Genomic DNA, 16519 nt, shown 5'->3' with positions numbered 1-16519 from the left:
GACCTCGGTCTCCGTAGAACAATCACTTAAACAGTCTATAAAACTCAGCCACTGCCTCTATCCCCTTATACCACATATCAAGCGGCATATTTTCGTTGGGCGAATGAATGGCATTGGAGCCAAGACCAAAGCCCATGAGAATAGACTTCAAGCCGAGTATACGTTCAAACCCAGCAATAATAGGGATACTACCTCCACTGCGCACAGCCAAAGGACGTTTCCCAAACGCAATTTCTATGGCATCGGAAGCCGTGCGATAGGCGGGCATATCAATAGGACAGAGATAAGCCTGCCCTCCGTGATGTGGGCGAACCTCTACTTTTACGTGCTTCGGAGCCAATGTAGCGATATAGTCTACCAGTTGTTTGGCAACTTTCTCGTGATCCTGATTAGCCACTAATCTGCAGCTGACCTTGGCGAAAGCCTTGGATGGGAGAACCGTTTTAGCTCCTTCTCCGGTATATCCTCCCCATATACCACAGACATCGAAGCAGGGGCGACAGCTATTGCGCTCCAGGGTTACATACCCCTTTTCTCCGGTCACAGCATCCACACCGATAGCATCACAGTATTCCTTTTCGTTGTAAGGAACCTGTGCTATCATACGACGCTCCTCTTCGCTCAGAGGCACCACATCATCGTAGAAACCCGGTATGGTGATATGCCCATTTTCATCTATTATCTTGGAAATAATGTTGCAAAGCTCATTGATCGGATTACCTACGGCTCCGCCATAGATACCCGAGTGTAGATCCCTATTGGGACCTGTAACTTCTATTTCCCAATAAGCAAGACCTCGCAGACCGCTGGTCATGGACGGAATGTCTGCAGCCAGCATGGAGGTATCGGAAACAAGTATAAAGTCAGCTTTGAGCAATTCTTTATTTTGCTCCAAGAAAGGATACAGAGAGCCGGAGCCGATCTCTTCCTCTCCTTCGAGAATAAATTTCACATTGCAGTTTACATAGCCCAAGGCAAGAGCCGTCTCGAAGCCCTTGGCCTGTATCATGGACTGCCCCTTGTCGTCATCAGCTCCACGTGCCCAGATGTGTCCATCACGTATTTCCGGCTCAAAAGGTTCGGACTTCCAGAGCTCAAGAGGTTCGACAGGCATCACATCGTAGTGACCATATACCAACACAGTTTTGGCTTGAGGATCTATGATTCGTTCGGCATAGACCACCGGATTTCCGATAGTGGGCATGACTTCGGCTTTGGTTGCACCTATCTTGAGCAGGTGATCACGCCAATGCTCCGCTGTACGCTGCATATCAGCCTTGTGTTCTTGTTTGGCACTGATCGAAGGGATACGTATAAGCTCGAATAAATCGTTGAGGAAGCGCTCCTCGTTCTGTTTGATGTACTCTTTCGTTGTCATTTCTACTAAATGTACTCGTTACTAATTCTAATGTTACAGCCCAAAGATACCGAATTTATTTGCGCAAAAGCTCACCGACAGACGTTTGCGATTTTGTCGGAGATCGTAGTATCAGACATGTAGTTTCAGCGTTCATCCGCAAGCAAACAAATAGGGCCTGCCACAGAAAACAACAGGCCCACAATGGGACTACGAACAATACAGTCCCCAACAGTCCTCACGATATTATTGTCGATATCGAAAAACCCCTTGTCGGAAGCTCACTCCTTTCATCCTATTTCCCAATGTGACTACTGCATAACATTGCTACAATCCTGCTGTAATATTGATAAAAAGTCAATCCGGATTGGCTCTTTTAGCAATAGATAAGCCTTGTCATTAGTTCAGGGCGCAAAGTCTCGGCTGCTATTTGCTGTATTTGCTCGGCAGTAATGGCATCTATGCGAGAAAGAACGGTCTGCATATCATCATAGCGATCATAATGCAAGAGGCTCTTGGCAAAATTTAGGGCCACGCTCTCTCTCGAATCTTCGGCGATAAGAAGTTGCCCTTTCACTTGTCTTTTGGCAGCAAACAAATCTCGCTCGGGAAGTTGTTGCTCTACCAGTTTGAGCATCTCTTCTTCTATGGATCTCATTGCCTTTTGCACATTCTCCCGGGCCGAAGCAAAGTAGATACTGTACATACCAGCATCGGAATAGGCATTGTAGGAGGCTTCTACATTGTACACCCACCCTTTTTTCTCTCTCAAAGCCATATTCAGACGAGAATTCATTCCCGGCCCTCCCAGAATGTTAAGCAGAAGACCAAGCGGTATCCTCTTCTCGCTATGCATGGAGAATGTAGAGCTCCCCATGAGTACATGCTCTTGGTAGGTATTCCGCCTTGTTCGGATTTGCTTGACTACCGGAGGCTTTTGTGACACATCCGGCTTGCTGATAAGTGGTAACTCGTTCGGGAAACAGCCGAAGACTTGTTCGGCCAACTCCACCAGACGCTCCTCGTCTACTTGACCTTTGATAAAAAACAGCATATTCGATGGACGATAGTATTCGTCCATAAAACGACGCCCCATGGTTGCAGAAATTCGCTTCACGGAACGTTCGTTACCCAAAATACTATGCCCCAAAGGCGTGCCCGCGAAAAGGATATTTTCAAATTCGTCATAAATCAACTCGGAGGGACTATCCCGGTACGAATTGATTTCATCTATGATTACAGTCTTTTCTTTGATGAGCTCTTCCGAGGGGAAACGACTGTTGAGTACAACATCGGCCAACAGCAGAAAGATACGCTGCCAGTAGTCGCAAGGAAGAGCTGCGTAGATAAAAGTCTCCTCTTTGGTCGTATAGGCATTCAATTCTGCTCCGACTTCTTCGGCTCGCTGTATGATATGGGTACTGCTCCGGCTTTTAGTCCCTTTGAAGAGCATATGCTCAACCAAGTGGGCCATACCATAAGAGGCTATATTTTCATTCCTTGTGCCAGCTCTCACTGCGAACCCCATGTACGTAACTTTCTCGTCTTCGGGCATAAAAGCCAGGCGAAGGCCACAACCCAGCGTGCGTATATGATAAGACATTATCTACAAATATGAATGAGACATCAAATTTAATAAATACTTTTGCAGCCGAGATTGTTACGGATCAACAGATAATGGCAGAAGAAGTAAAGCACTACAGTGTAGAGGAGATGTTGCGGCATGAAGCCGATGCAATAAGCCGGATACCCCAAAGCAACGACTACGACAAGGCCGTGGCCATGATTATCGAGCAGGTACACAGCCGAGGAGGACGTCTTATCACCTCCGGTATGGGAAAAGCCGGACAAATAGCAGCCAATATGGCTACAACGTTTTGCTCTACCGGTACTCCTGCATATTTTCTACATCCCAGCGAAGCTCAACACGGAGATTTGGGAATTATACGAAAAAATGACATCCTTCTGTTGGTCAGCAATTCCGGGCGCACCAGAGAAGTTCTGGAGTTGGTCGAGTTGGCAAAAGGGTTGGTCAAAGGCATCCCTATGTTGCTCATCACCGGAAATACGGACTGTGAGCTAGCCCAAATGGTCAATGTCTGTCTCTCCACCGGCAATCCGGCAGAAGTCTGTCCTCTGGGTTTGACTCCGACTACAAGTACCACGGTGATGACTGTAATCGGTGACGTACTGGTGGTGCGTACTATGCAGGCTATCAACTTCGGATATGCAGATTATGCCATGCGTCATCACGGAGGATACCTTGGCTCGAAAAGTAGAGATCTGAGCACAAGATAGTTTCGTCCATGACTTGTACATCTCTTTCGCATACTTTGCCTCCCATAGGTATTGCCATATGTCTACTACTCCTCCTCGGCTGTGCATCCGGCAAAAAAGCCTACAGAGTAGCAGCCATGTGCGAGCGAACAGAAATAGGCAACTATCAGATTTGCTGGGAAACAGACCCGGACATAAGAGGCAAAGTGCGCATATCGGTATTAGACAGACCGGAGAGCCAATCCACAAGTCAAGTGTTTGAAGTCGAAGCAAATTCCGGATCGGCTACCTGTGTCACAAAAGACAATTTCAGCCCCAAATTTTTCCAACTGGATTTTCTTGACCCCGGTATTAAGTATGTAGTGGGGCCTCGCAGAGTGTTACTTGACAGTCTGCAATCTCTGTGGGATATAGGAGGAGTGACTAATACCGATGGAGAAAATACTCGCTGGGGGGTTATATATTTCTCCCAAAATTTCGAGGATTTCAGCCCTTTGGATATGCAAAAAATCAATTCGATGGGGTTACACTCCATCATTGCATTGTGCAACGAAAAGGAAAAACCCGAAGTAGAAACACGAGACGCCACAATCCACCTACCCTGCAATGACTCCTTTCATCTGGATAGCTTACTGCAACGTCTGGTCAGCGAACCTTACACAAATGAGGAAATGCGACTTACGGTCAGGCAAATCCTGCTCTCCTATGTAGATCACAACAATGAGCAAATACGGCAAGCTCTCTTTCTGGCATCCGATCCGGATATGTACCCGATACTATTCTGCTCACCTTACCCACTGGGGGGGCTGTCCTATCTGGGTATGCTCATCTTGAGCACTTGCGGTGTATCAGACCAAGCTATCGTAGAGCTCTACACAGAGCCTAATCACAAGATCAAAAAAACTAGCCGCTGGAAAAACCTTGTTGCACAAATGAATGAGGAACAGCAAGAGGCCTTCACTTTTTTGATTACGGCTCACGATGATCTTATGCTGGAAGTAATGGAGCTCATCCGATCCCGATATGGCAGCATATCCAACTACCTCACCCAAGAGCTTGGCTTCGGCCCGGAAGATCAGGCTCGTCTTAGACAAAATATTTTGAGCAACTAATCCGACTTTCTCCGACAAGCCTGCAAATTCGGTATACGCTGCTATATTTCACCTTGTGCGACCAAGCTGTGGAAAGCTGCCATCGCAACAACAAAAAACTAATTCATTTTGAATACATTCCAAGAATTAGGGATCATCGATCCCTTGATAGAAGCCATAACAGAAATAGGCTTCGAGCATCCCATGCCTGTACAAGAGGCTGTAATACCCTACTTATTGGGTGATGACATAGATCTAATTGCCTTAGCACAGACCGGCACAGGTAAGACAGCTGCTTTCGGCTTACCTCTGATCCAGAAAATAGTAAACACAAACCGGAAACCGGAAGCAAAGAAACCTGCGGCTCTCATACTCAGCCCTACACGAGAACTATGTTTGCAAATTGCCGACGACCTGATCTCCTACTCCAAGCTCCTTGATCAAATACAGATTGTGCCCGTATATGGCGGAGCTTCTATCGAGGCTCAGATTCGCTCTCTGCGGAATGGAGTCTCGGTACTTGTCGCCACCCCGGGGAGATTAGTAGACCTGATCAACAGGAAAGCCGTCTCACTGGAAAATACCAATACAGTGGTACTTGATGAAGCTGATGAAATGCTAAACATGGGCTTCACCGAGAGTCTCAACGAGATATTAAGCCACGTGCCGGAAGAAAGGCATATGCTGCTATTCTCAGCGACAATGCCGAAAGAAATAAATGCGATAGCACGATCATATATGCACGATCCGAAAGAGATCGTCATTGGCTCCCGAAATATGGCGAATACCAATATCAAACATCAATACTATTTGGTAGCCGCCAAGCATAAATACCCAGCCCTGAAACGTGTAGTGGATTTCTACCCTAATGTTTATGGCATCGTATTCTGCCGCACAAGGGCAGAAACCCAAGAAATAGCAGACAAACTGATACAGGATGGCTACAATGCCGACTCTCTGCATGGAGAACTTAGTCAAGCCCAACGAGACTATGTAATGCAGAAATTCAGGATAGGACACATTCGACTGCTTGTGGCAACAGATGTGGCAGCCAGAGGATTGGATGTAGACAACCTCACCCACATCATCCACTACGGACTACCGGACGAAATAGAGGTCTATACACACCGGTCGGGACGTACTGCCAGAGCTGGTCGCACAGGCCTGTCCATTGCATTGTGTCACAGTCGTGAAAAGTCAAAAATAAAGGGAATAGAGCAGCGCATAGGGCAATCCTTCGAAAGAGCTTACCTGCCTGACGGAAAAGCTGTCTGTGAAAAGCAGATCTACCACCTGGCCGACAAAATAGAGCGAGAAGTACCGGAAGAGAACTCCGCCATTGAAGATCTTCTACCCGGTATTATGCGCAAATTGGAATGGATAGACAAGCAGGACTTAGTCAAACGTATTGTAAGTCTGGAGTTCCGTCGGATGCTGGAGTATTATCGCTCGGCCCCAACGATAGACGAGGCTGATGAAAAAGGGCGTATAAAAACTGAAACAAACGAAACGCGCCGCAACAAACGAAATGCACAAGCCGAGGAAGGGATGAGCCGACTCATGATTAACTTCGGTAAGGCAGATCAGCTATTCCCAGACAAGCTGATAGAGCTGATCAACCGCTGTTGCCCCGGCCCTCGCATCAAAATTGGCAAAATCGACTTACTGTCACGTCAAGCATATTTCGAGGTTGAGGAAGATATTGCCGACAAGGTAATATCCATGATGAACGACTACGAGGTGAATGGTCGCCTGATACGAGTAGAATATGCCAAGCCTTTCTCAAAAGATGAGCAACACTCCCGCAGGGCATCCACACGCAGAAATAGTAGGTATAAAGACCGATCGAGTGGAAATAAACGGAGCAGCAGACATAGTGATACAAAGGCTAAAGGAAGGAACAGCAAGGGGAAAAAGAAAGGGGAGCATTTCTACGACAAGTTTCGCTAAAACTCTTTCCCCCCAATAGGGGTAAGTTGGGTCTATTACCTCAGAGACTATTGTATAGACTCTTTGGCATTCCGAAATTCAAATATGGCACAAAAAAAAGAGGGTGTTGCTTTTTCTGCAACACCCCCTTTGAGTTATATTTTTCCGGCAAAATCAGAAGTTATAAGCCAGACCCAATCCTACAATTTCCTTAAACTGCACCTTGGCTCCAGTTACTACCCCGTTGCTATCAATCATCTTTACATAATCGTCATAGATAAGGTTCGTGGTAACTGTAGCCGACAAAAACTTATTGATCTTCGCTGCAACAGCCAAATCCCAATTGACATCAATATTTCCGAAGTCGTGGGTGTAAGCTGAAAAAAGGCTTAGTTTGGTCACTACATTGATATTTTTCATAGGAGAAAAGTTGGCTAAAACCACAGTAGAAGCTCCAAGCTCAGCAAAAAGCTTCTCGCCCTTCTTCACTCCAAAGGCCCCAGCATCAGAAAGTCTCTTATCATCCACGATAGTCAATTTACCGGTAAGGGGAGACATAAATATGGATACAACTTTATGTGGACGATACTCTGCTCCAAGCCCCAAATTGAGGTAGGCAGGAGCAAAGAAGTTGGAGATATAGTTTTCCTTGGGATCGGAGGGTTTCTTGTACCCCTTGGCATACTGTGTCAAAAAGGAAGCCATACCCGACACCAACCATTGCTCCGTAGCTTTGTAACCAGCCATTGTACTTAGCTCGAATTTGTCTACGGTCTTTACCCAATCATTGGCTTGGGTATAGTTCATCCCAAAATCTGTGTTAAGTGTGTTATTCCAGCTAAAACGTCCTTTTTCATACTTAGCTCCTATGTTGAGATACACATTACCGGCAACAGTATTGTCCCCCCCGGCAGCCCAATTAGTGAGGGAGGTTTGCGAAAGATTCAAGCCCGTAATTCCGGAAACAGTCCAATTCTTGGTAGTGTCTTGTGCATAAAGATGAGAAACAAGCAAGTGGGAACTCAGTGTGATAATGATCAATGCTAACTTTTTCATAGGATTTCTAAAAATAAGAGGAGTATACTCCAATACTCCGGTTTGTTACCGATACTAATTGGTGCCCTTTCTACCTCAACTGTCACGATTTGCAGTGAGTAGAGAAACGACAACTCTCACTGGGCAAGAAACAACAGAAGTTCATCTTTTGTTCGGCGTTGCCCACAAAAAAGATTATGAAAAGAGAAAAATAAAATCTGTGGATGGTGAGTACAGATTCATAGGAGCCATATTTCAGTCTCATTTCCTCAATGATTATAAAAAAAAACCACGAACCTAGTTAGGGTTCATGGCTTTACAATTTCATTTTCTTAAGTGGGCCCAATAGGATTCGAACCTATGACCCTCTGCTTGTAAGGCAGATGCTCTAAACCAGCTGAGCTATAGGCCCCAATTGTTCCGTAGAAGGACAGCAATAGACAACCGCGGGTGGGCCCAATAGGATTCGAACCTATGACCCTCTGCTTGTAAGGCAGATGCTCTAAACCAGCTGAGCTATAGGCCCTAATTGTGGTCGTCTGCGTCTACGTCCGCACTCTCAATTCGAGGAGCACCTCTCGGAAACACAGCGCAAAGGTACAAGGATTTTCGAAACTTACAATAGTATAGAATGAGGAAATCTGATATTTATTCCCCTGCAACAGAAACAACATGCACAAAGAATCCGATCAAAAGAACTTCCTATATAACCATAACATATTATAGTAAAGGCTATTAACAATAGCGATATTCTCTTTTCGTTTGAGTGAAAATCACACAACATTGCAACAAATATCTTCCGTTTAGTACCCAAACAAATAGAAACTCCTTATTTTTTCTCTGTCATAGCTTCTCATCTGGATTTTGTCCATACTGTAATCAATGTCACAAAACGATGTCACAACAAAGAAAATCATCCAATGAAAAGGCCTCATTTCTGAGACCTCACGAAAAGAATCATTCACGTGGATGCCCTATGATCTACATGAAGCAAACAAACATCCAGTATACGGCAAAGAGATTCTGATATGTTTTGTAAAATTTCGCTTGCAGAGAAAACTGGGAAAACAGGAAAAAAGGTTCTGAAAACAAGAGAATCCCCCCTCCTTGAGGCCTTTATGATCACCTCCTGAGATGCCTATGAATAGAGCGTTCTGGAGGGGGTATTTTTTCTCCTGTGTAAATTTTTGCTCTCTCCTGTGTTAGCGAAAATTCTCTCCTGTGAGAATTTATTTTCTCCCGTGTCAGCAAAAAACGCCTCCCATAGGCCTCAAAAAGAGTGGAAAAACACGGTCAAATAGCCCTAATTCGAGAAGAAAAACTGCAGTAAAAAGGAAACAAAACAGCACAGAAATATATAAATATACATATAATCCTAGGTGCCTATAAAAGAGGAGACCTAAGAATTTATATCGAGGGCTGTTGCATAACATGACTTTCGAAGCGTTATCTTCATTCAATATTCAGGCTCGGCCATATACGATAATAAAGTATTTCTTGTGCCCTTATTCCCAATGTCTTCAAGATCACCTTACTCTGCAAATCAATAAAGTAATAAGTTCTACTTGCCATTTTGGAACCCATGCAAAAGGCTTCAAGCATCATTAGATGGGTTACATCATGCATAGAGCACATCGCAACAGAGCATTTTGAGCCAAACACAACTACTCTTGAAGCGATCTGCATGAGCTCCATCACGACCTAACTGTACGACATCTTAAACTTTCTATTCCTGCATTTTTGCCTGCCTCATTGAAGTTCTTTTCCTGATTGTTTCATCAAAAAGCTTGGAGAAATCATCTACGATTCAGGAACATCAACTATATTTGTCTTCATAAAATAAAGCAGTTCTTTTCATATCTCATTTTGAATATCAAATAATAAATCAAAATGAATTCGCTTCTTTTTCAATTATAACACCGGCAATATTAGGTAGTAAATACAGTTGGTGAGGTGGTTTTATCCACCGTTTTGTTACGTTGAACTCTCGTTAAAAACTATTATGACTATATCATGCAATAAAGTCCTTATCACAGTTGTGATGTTATTGGGCACGGTGCATTGGTGTTGCGCTCAGTCTGCTTTCTCACTTTTGGGAAAGGTGATAGATGACAAGGGGGATGCCCTAGTAGGAGCCTATATCGAATTGCTTGTGTCAGAAAGTGCAGCACCTATTGAGACTATTATCACCAATCATCTCGGAGAGTTTTATGTCTCTGCCGAAAAAGAGATACGCATCATCAGGGTGCAGTATATCGGATTTGAGAGGAAGGTCTTACAAGCTCCTTTTTCTTCTCCACTACTCATAAAGATGAAGGAGATCCCCTTAGAACTGGAAGAGGTCACGGTAACGGGACAAAGCTCAAGCAGAATCACAAATGATGGTATCAAGTTCTCGCCTACAAGGCTACAAAAAGCATTACCCAACATCACACATTACCTTGCGCAACTACCTTTTGTCGAAAAGTCTGGTAGTGGGTTTACTGTAGTCGGCAGAGGTGCAGCTGTAGTCTATATCGACAATCGAAAGCTCGAAGACCTACAAGAACTAAAAGAGCTCAAAATGGAAGACGTGCTCTCGGTCGATGTATTGCCCAATCCAGGGGCTTTCTATGATGCAGACGTCAGGGCTGTGATCAAGATCCGCACAAAAGGGAAGAAAGCCGGAATAGGTGCAGAGATCGCAAGTAGTGTGATCCATAGCGAACGCACAGAGTATTGGAATAGGGGTAAGTTCTCGTACAACACACCTACGCTCAGCTGGCAGTCTTCGCTCGCATATGACTATGACCCTACACGTGCCCAGCTCGATATAGTGCAGTTGATGACGAAAAACCAATCTTCGTCCGTGAAGTACAATAGTACGGAGGAGCAACTCTATAGGAATCTGTTTCTCCGCAATAGCTTGGTCTATTCTCCCAACAAGAGCAATAGTTTGGGTGTCTCACTCACATACAGTCATGCGCATTGGAAGACAGATATCGTCAATGGATTGCACTATACAGATGCAGTGAGCAACATAGAGTTTGAGCAAAAATCGAACTCTAAGAGTCCAAGTCATAAGTGGACGGGAAACCTGTTTTACAACTACTCCGACAAGCGTTGGGACCTACTCTTCAATACTGATCTCTATCGAGGAAACAATTCCAACGTTATGACTTCTATGAGTTCGGATCATACGGTAGAGCCAAATGTCAATACGCATTCGGAGGGTAGCAACTTCCTCACCTATTCCCAAGCCGTAGCGAGCTATAAAGTCTCGGATCGCATAAATGTCCAATTCGGTGCAGACTACGCTTATACATCCGTTTCACAAACGTATCAAGTCGGTGGCAGTCATGCTACACTAAGCCCATTTGATATAAGGACTTATCAGCATCGCTATGCCAGTTACGCTACAGTGCAATATGCCCTCCAACCCTTATCTTTTGTGGTGGGGCTTCGACACGAGGCATTGTCCATCAAACGAAAGGACAAAGCACAGCTGGGTGCTCGCAAGCTCTTCTCTCGCTCTCGACTATATCCCTCTGCTTCCATATCGATGAGCAAAAAGGCTTTTCAGTCGCAGTTGTCCTATTCTATGAAGACGGAATATCCAGCATACAATCAGCTGCGAGCAGGTCTTAATTACAGTTCGCCCTATCTATACGAAGGAGGTAATCCCGACTTGCGTCCAGAGACACGACATGAATTATCGCTCTTGAATAGGTATATGAAGAGTTCTCTGATGATCAATTATACAGCAGTCGTGGACCAAATCATACAGGTACCCACGCTTTATGCCGACAATATCATGCTTTATAGACCGGACAACCACGGTGTAAACAAATATCTCTCGTTGTCTATCAGTCAACGAATCAACTGGGGCGACTTTTGGAAATGTGCGCTGCGAATGGACTACCAAACACAATGGATGCATGTCGCAGGATTCACAAGAGAGCGAGGCGATGGATATATGCTAAAAGTCGACAACACCATTAGTCTCGGCAATCATGTCCAATGTTTTATCAATGGTGCTTATCGTAGCGCAAGCGAAAATGGTTTGTTCAAAATACCTCGAGCGTGGAATCTCGATGTCGCTCTCAACTTGTCTCTGCTCTCAGACCGCCTAAATATCTATCTCGAATGTGCAGATATTTTCTCCACGCTACACGGCAAACGGGCGTATGATGGCGAACACATCACCATGGATTATAGCCGAAACTATCAGACACGCACATTCACGATATATGTCTCCTACAAGTTGTCAAACCTCATCAGTGGCAAGAAGTACAAGGGCAACACTACCAACGATGAAATAAAACGCCTTTAGTATAGTTTATCGAAAGCTTAGGTGCTTTGAGAGAAAAAGTTATTGCCATTCATATAGCACACGAAAAGACTATGTGCAGGACCTTCAAAAGGTCTACTCTATAATTAATAAGAACAAGACCAAAGCAAATAGAACAACGGTAATCCTTTGCCGTACACCATAGACGGAGCGAACGTAGTGATAACCACTGGGGAAAGCACCACTCCCCAATGATTAGGGAAAACAACAAACAAGAAGACAATCAACGCTTGCAAAGCTTTCGGGAAAAAATTGAGTAAGGACATAATACCCTACTCCAAAAGTATGGAGCAGTGAGTGCCGAACTTCTGAAGAACTACCTGCAAGACATCGGGAGAGATCCAATGACACTTGTTTCCCTTAGTACAGAGAAACTCAAAGCCCAACAAAGAAAGCAAGAACGAAGGAACGTATGGTAACAACCGAAATTCCGACAAACAGCTTAACTCCTTTGTGCGAAGGAGTGGTGAGGATGATATTCCCCTAACGGCTCTTACGATAGATTTCTTTGATGATTACCGTTTCCTTTTTAAGAAGGAGGATTACACACCGCTGCAACGATAAATGGGCATTTGTATTGGTTGAGTCGACTAATGTAGCTAGCCGTCAGTGTCAGGGAGCAATACGCTTCAATCTGTTTGAAGAGGCGAAGTATGAAGCCGTGGAGCGCAAATCTCTTTTTTAAGCAAAGGCGATGTGACAAAGCTCTTGACATTCCCATTGCAGGCCGAAAGGGATGGAAGTAAGTCGAAGAATGTTTATCTCATCTGTCCTTACGGGTTTGCATTTTCCGACTTACAAAGTTTGCGAGCTTCGCAAGTCGAAACGAACAGTGAGGAGAAGCGGTATATCCGCAAGGCAAGACAAAAAACGGATGTGGAGAGTCTGATACCTCGTTATATCCGAATAGTGGAGTTGATAATCTCACTTTACACAAAGGAGAAGAGCAAGGGAGATTACAAGGTATTTCCCGATACGATGAGCAAGGGGAAACTAAATTACTCACCTCAAAGCCGTAAAATTGGCGTGTGATATTCGCACTCCGCTGATCTACCATGTTGGTTTCCACAGCTTCGGAACATTGGCTTTAACATTGTTCTATCCAACTAAGCGTAAATAGGGAAGTTGGATTTCTGATGATTTCAATATTGAGTTCAGGCTTTTTAGGCAGTATGTTGTAAGCGATAAGTCCCGAGATCAGGTTGGTGACAAAATTGTGGTCTATAGGTCAAAAACAACAACTACATTTGTCTCTATAAAGATAAAGCAACATTTTATCTATTCACATTTTACTGACCGTCAAGTATTAAGAAACAATTAATTCGCTATCTTTTCAATCATAACACCAGCAATATTAGGTAGTTAATACAGTTGGTGAGGTAGTTTTATTCATCGTTTTCTCATGTCGAACTCTCGTTGTTATAGAACGAACATTAGGCACAATCCCCGATAGTTTAGTGATGCTTATTGTTCGGTATTGAGGACTTGTCAAAACGCATAGTCAGAACATATTCGAAACCATAGCCTTGGATCCTTATCACCCCTCCCGACCTCTCTCATCCTCACATCCGAGAGATAGCATATTTGGAGTCAAGATTATTTTAGTTCCTTTCAGTTTTTATAGCTACCTTCGCTACGAATACAACAAGTACTTGCAACAAAAATGGATATATTAGAACTCAATGAGCAGGAGATTATCAGACGTAATAGTTTGGAAGAACTTCGCTCAATAGGGATAGAGCCTTATCCGGCAGCCGAATATGTGATAAATGACGACTCGGCCAACATAAAAGCAACATTCGATGACACGGAAGAAATTCCTCGCCAGGTTCGTGTGGCGGGACGGGTGATGAGTCGTCGCATCATGGGTAAGGCTTCGTTTATTGAGTTGCAAGACAAACAAGGGCGGATTCAAATCTATGCCACTCGTGATGACCTTTGTCCAGAAGATGACAAAACTTTTTACAATGTGGTTGTAAAGAAAAGCATGGACATTGGTGACATCATAGGAGTAGAGGGCTTTGTTTTTCGCACCCGTATGGGAGAAATATCAATCCATGCTCAAGAGATTACATTCCTCTCAAAAAGTCTCAAGCCACTACCCGTGGTAAAAGTGAAGGATGGAGTTACTTACGATAGTTTCAGTGACCCTGAGATGCGTTACCGTCAGAGGTATGTAGATTTGATCGTAAACGAGGGAGTGAAAGATATTTTCATCAAACGCACCAAGATATTCAATGCAATGCGCTCTTTCTTCAATGAGCATGGATATCTGGAAGTGGATACCCCCGTACTACAGCCGATACCCGGAGGGGCCTCTGCCAGACCTTTTATCACACATCACAATGCCTTGGATATTCCCCTCTACTTGCGTATCGCCAACGAGCTGTACCTGAAAAGGCTCATTGTAGGGGGCTTTGATGGTGTTTACGAGTTTAGTCGCAATTTCCGCAATGAGGGGATGGACAGGACTCATAATCCAGAGTTTACGTGTATGGAGATATACGTAGCCTATAAGGACTACAATTGGATGATGTCATTCGTAGAGCAAATGCTTGAGCGGATATGCCTTGAAGTCTTGGGCACGACAGTGGTCAAGGTTGGAGAAAAAGTCATTGACTTCAAGGCTCCATACAAGCGCATCACAATGACAGATGCCATAAAAGAATACACCGGAGTGGACATCACCGGTATGGACGAGGATACACTACGCAAGACGTGCAAAGATTTGGACATAGAGGTTTCGGAAGCTATGGGTAAAGGAAAGCTGATAGATGAAATCTTTGGGGAAAAATGCGAAAGTCAGTACATACAGCCGACATTCATCATCGACTACCCCAAAGAGATGTCTCCGCTAACCAAGCAACACCGATCCAACCCAGACCTCACCGAACGCTTCGAGCTTATAGTGAACGGCAAAGAAATAGCCAATGCCTACAGTGAGCTAAACGACCCTATAGATCAACGGGAACGTTTTGAAGAGCAATTGAAACTGTCTCAAAAAGGAGACGATGAGGCAATGTATATCGACCATGACTTCCTGCGTGCGTTGGAGTATGGTATGCCTCCTACTAGTGGTATGGGTATTGGAATGGATCGTTTGGTAATGTTGCTCACCGGACAAGAGAGTATACAAGAGGTGCTGTTCTTTCCACAAATGAGGCCTGAAAAGAGGGTTCAGCGAGACAGTCGGGAAACCTTCGCAGCTGCTGGTATTGCCGATGAATGGGTACCAGTGCTATACAAGGCTGGCTATTTGACTGTAGACGCTGTGAAGAAAGAACGCCCGGGAAAGATACTCCAACTCCTTACTGACCTGAACAAGAAGTACAAATTAGGCTTGCCGGCACTTCACTTAGAAGACGTAAGCTCTTGGAGTTCTGTAGAAAAATAAGCAGTGTAAAAGGATAGTATTGCCACAGAGACGATTAGAGTGTGGTATGCCAGGAGAACTATCCTTTTTACTTTCTGTACATCAACTATATTCGAATGGACAGCTTAGGCGTCATAGGGATACTAGGCAGTGGCAGTTGGGCTACGGCTTTGGCTAAGATTATATTAGGGACCCAAACCCGAATCAATTGGTTTGTGCGTCGGTCGGAAAAAATCAAAGCCTTTCAACAGACCGGTCATAACCCCGACTACCTCACATCCGTACACTTCGATAAAAAACGAATATGTTTCTTTAGCGACTCGGATCTGAATGCCTTTTTCCGAGCTTCTGACACTGTCGTATTGGTAACGCCCTCTCCTTTCATAAAGACCTATCTCAAACGACTTCGCTCATCCAGCCTCAAAGACAAACTTATCATCAATGCGATTAAAGGAATTGTTCCGGATGAAAATGTCCTCATATCGGATTATCTGGAACATGAAATGGAAATTCCTCGACATATGATAGGAGCTGTTGCCGGCCCGTGTCATGCAGAGGAAGTGGCAAAAAACAGGCTATCCTACCTCACTGTGGGTTGCTTCGACAAGGCCAAGGCTGAGCTTTTTGCACAAGCTCTACGCACGGACTTTACTTTCTGTGCTGTGAGTAATGATGTGGTGGGGATAGAGTACGCCTCTGTTCTGAAAAATGTCTATGCCATAGCTGCAGGAATTTGCAATGGCTTACAGTATGGAGATAACTTCCAGTCCGTACTCATGTCGAATGCAATCAGTGAGATGAATCGCTTTGTCAATACAGTGCACTTGGTCGATAGGGATATTACGGATTCTGTGTATCTGGGCGACTTGTTGGTAACAGCCTACTCGCAATACAGCAGAAATCGTACTTTTGGCAACATGATAGGGAAGGGCTACAGCGTGAAAGCAGCTCAGATGGAAATGGAGATGATCGCAGAGGGATACTATGGGGCCAAGTGTGTACGTGAGGTAAACAAACGTTTCCGTGTAAATATGCCTATCATGGATACTGTATACGAAATTCTGTATGAAAAACGAGTCCCGAATGAGGCTATTACAGCACTTACTCGGCATTTCAAATAAAAAGGC

General features: G+C 44.4%; 11 protein-coding genes, 2 tRNA genes and 1 pseudogene. 8 read left to right on the top strand and 6 right to left on the bottom strand.

Annotated elements, in window-relative coordinates; translation table 11 throughout:
* Nucleotides 1-22: 22 nt before the first annotated feature.
* Together B5D48_RS00640 and B5D48_RS00635 are read right to left on the bottom strand one after the other, a co-directional pair.
* Nucleotides 23-1378 (bottom strand): dipeptidase, encoded by a 1356-nt coding sequence (locus B5D48_RS00640; RefSeq protein ID WP_023938899.1) that lies wholly within the window; start codon nt 1376-1378, stop codon nt 23-25.
* A 355-nt stretch (nt 1379-1733) separates the two neighbouring features.
* Entirely contained in the window at nt 1734-2960 is a 1227-nt protein-coding gene (locus tag B5D48_RS00635) for a M16 family metallopeptidase (RefSeq protein WP_023939388.1), read from the bottom strand.
* 74 nt (nt 2961-3034) lie between these two features.
* Between B5D48_RS00635 and B5D48_RS00630 the strand changes: the two genes are divergently transcribed.
* The 3 genes from B5D48_RS00630 (at nt 3035) to B5D48_RS00620 (ending at nt 6675) form a co-directional block, all read left to right on the top strand.
* Entirely contained in the window at nt 3035-3655 is a 621-nt protein-coding gene (locus tag B5D48_RS00630; RefSeq protein WP_042120680.1) for an SIS domain-containing protein, read from the top strand.
* Nucleotides 3656-3663: 8 nt separating this feature from the next.
* Nucleotides 3664-4746, top strand: coding sequence for a tyrosine-protein phosphatase (locus B5D48_RS00625; protein WP_023938892.1), 1083 nt, complete (start codon nt 3664-3666; stop codon nt 4744-4746).
* A 108-nt stretch (nt 4747-4854) separates the two neighbouring features.
* Nucleotides 4855-6675 carry a DEAD/DEAH box helicase gene (locus tag B5D48_RS00620; RefSeq protein WP_023938890.1) on the top strand — a complete coding sequence of 607 codons (1821 nt, stop codon included), beginning with the start codon at nt 4855-4857 and terminating at the stop codon, nt 6673-6675.
* A gap of 153 nt (nt 6676-6828) precedes the next feature.
* On the opposite strand, the gene B5D48_RS00615 is transcribed toward B5D48_RS00620, so the two are convergent.
* From B5D48_RS00615 to B5D48_RS00605, 3 genes are all read right to left on the bottom strand, one after another.
* Entirely contained in the window at nt 6829-7710 is an 882-nt protein-coding gene (locus B5D48_RS00615) for a DUF3078 domain-containing protein (RefSeq protein WP_078801628.1), read from the bottom strand.
* A gap of 316 nt (nt 7711-8026) precedes the next feature.
* Nucleotides 8027-8101, bottom strand: a tRNA-Val gene (locus B5D48_RS00610).
* 39 nt (nt 8102-8140) lie between these two features.
* Nucleotides 8141-8215 (bottom strand) — tRNA-Val (locus tag B5D48_RS00605).
* A 1476-nt stretch (nt 8216-9691) separates the two neighbouring features.
* On the opposite strand from B5D48_RS00605, the gene B5D48_RS00595 reads away from it, so the two are divergent.
* The 3 genes from B5D48_RS00595 (at nt 9692) to B5D48_RS09195 (ending at nt 13051) form a co-directional block, all read left to right on the top strand.
* Nucleotides 9692-12001, top strand: a complete 2310-nt coding sequence (locus tag B5D48_RS00595) for an outer membrane beta-barrel protein (RefSeq protein ID WP_042120667.1) — start codon at nt 9692-9694, stop codon at nt 11999-12001.
* Nucleotides 12002-12370: 369 nt separating this feature from the next.
* Nucleotides 12371-12583, top strand: a complete 213-nt coding sequence (locus B5D48_RS09200; RefSeq protein WP_023938877.1) for a phage integrase SAM-like domain-containing protein — start codon at nt 12371-12373, stop codon at nt 12581-12583.
* Between the two features lie 132 nt (nt 12584-12715).
* The gene (locus B5D48_RS09195) at nt 12716-13051 is read left to right on the top strand and encodes a site-specific integrase (protein ID WP_023938876.1); all 336 of its coding nucleotides are present in this window, start codon (nt 12716-12718) and stop codon (nt 13049-13051) included.
* Between the two features lie 74 nt (nt 13052-13125).
* Here the strand turns inward: B5D48_RS09195 and B5D48_RS09320 are convergent.
* Nucleotides 13126-13238 (bottom strand): annotated as a pseudogene (locus B5D48_RS09320) (IS982 family transposase); the annotation flags it as partial.
* Nucleotides 13239-13682: 444 nt separating this feature from the next.
* Between B5D48_RS09320 and lysS the strand changes: the two are divergent.
* Nucleotides 13683-15413 carry a lysine--tRNA ligase gene (lysS, locus tag B5D48_RS00585; RefSeq protein WP_023938874.1) on the top strand — a complete coding sequence of 577 codons (1731 nt, stop codon included), beginning with the start codon at nt 13683-13685 and terminating at the stop codon, nt 15411-15413.
* A gap of 95 nt (nt 15414-15508) precedes the next feature.
* Nucleotides 15509-16513, top strand: a complete 1005-nt coding sequence (locus tag B5D48_RS00580) for an NAD(P)H-dependent glycerol-3-phosphate dehydrogenase (RefSeq protein WP_023938873.1) — start codon at nt 15509-15511, stop codon at nt 16511-16513.
* The last annotated feature ends 6 nt before the right edge of the window (nt 16514-16519 follow it).

The sequence above is a fragment of the Porphyromonas crevioricanis genome (assembly GCF_900167225.1).
GTDB classification, from domain to species: domain Bacteria; phylum Bacteroidota; class Bacteroidia; order Bacteroidales; family Porphyromonadaceae; genus Porphyromonas; species Porphyromonas crevioricanis.
This window is presented reverse-complemented; position numbering and strand designations above follow the sequence as displayed.

Coding starts and splice junctions, on each gene's coding strand:
- B5D48_RS00615 (WP_078801628.1), bottom strand. CDS start 7,710: ATGAAAAAGTTAGCATTGATCATTATCACACTGAGTTCCCACTTGCTT.
- B5D48_RS00640 (WP_023938899.1), bottom strand. CDS start 1,378: ATGACAACGAAAGAGTACATCAAACAGAACGAGGAGCGCTTCCTCAAC.
- B5D48_RS00630 (WP_042120680.1), top strand. CDS start 3,035: ATGGCAGAAGAAGTAAAGCACTACAGTGTAGAGGAGATGTTGCGGCAT.
- B5D48_RS00635 (WP_023939388.1), bottom strand. CDS start 2,960: ATGTCTTATCATATACGCACGCTGGGTTGTGGCCTTCGCCTGGCTTTT.
- B5D48_RS00595 (WP_042120667.1), top strand. CDS start 9,692: ATGACTATATCATGCAATAAAGTCCTTATCACAGTTGTGATGTTATTG.
- lysS (WP_023938874.1), top strand. CDS start 13,683: ATGGATATATTAGAACTCAATGAGCAGGAGATTATCAGACGTAATAGT.
- B5D48_RS00625 (WP_023938892.1), top strand. CDS start 3,664: ATGACTTGTACATCTCTTTCGCATACTTTGCCTCCCATAGGTATTGCC.
- B5D48_RS00580 (WP_023938873.1), top strand. CDS start 15,509: ATGGACAGCTTAGGCGTCATAGGGATACTAGGCAGTGGCAGTTGGGCT.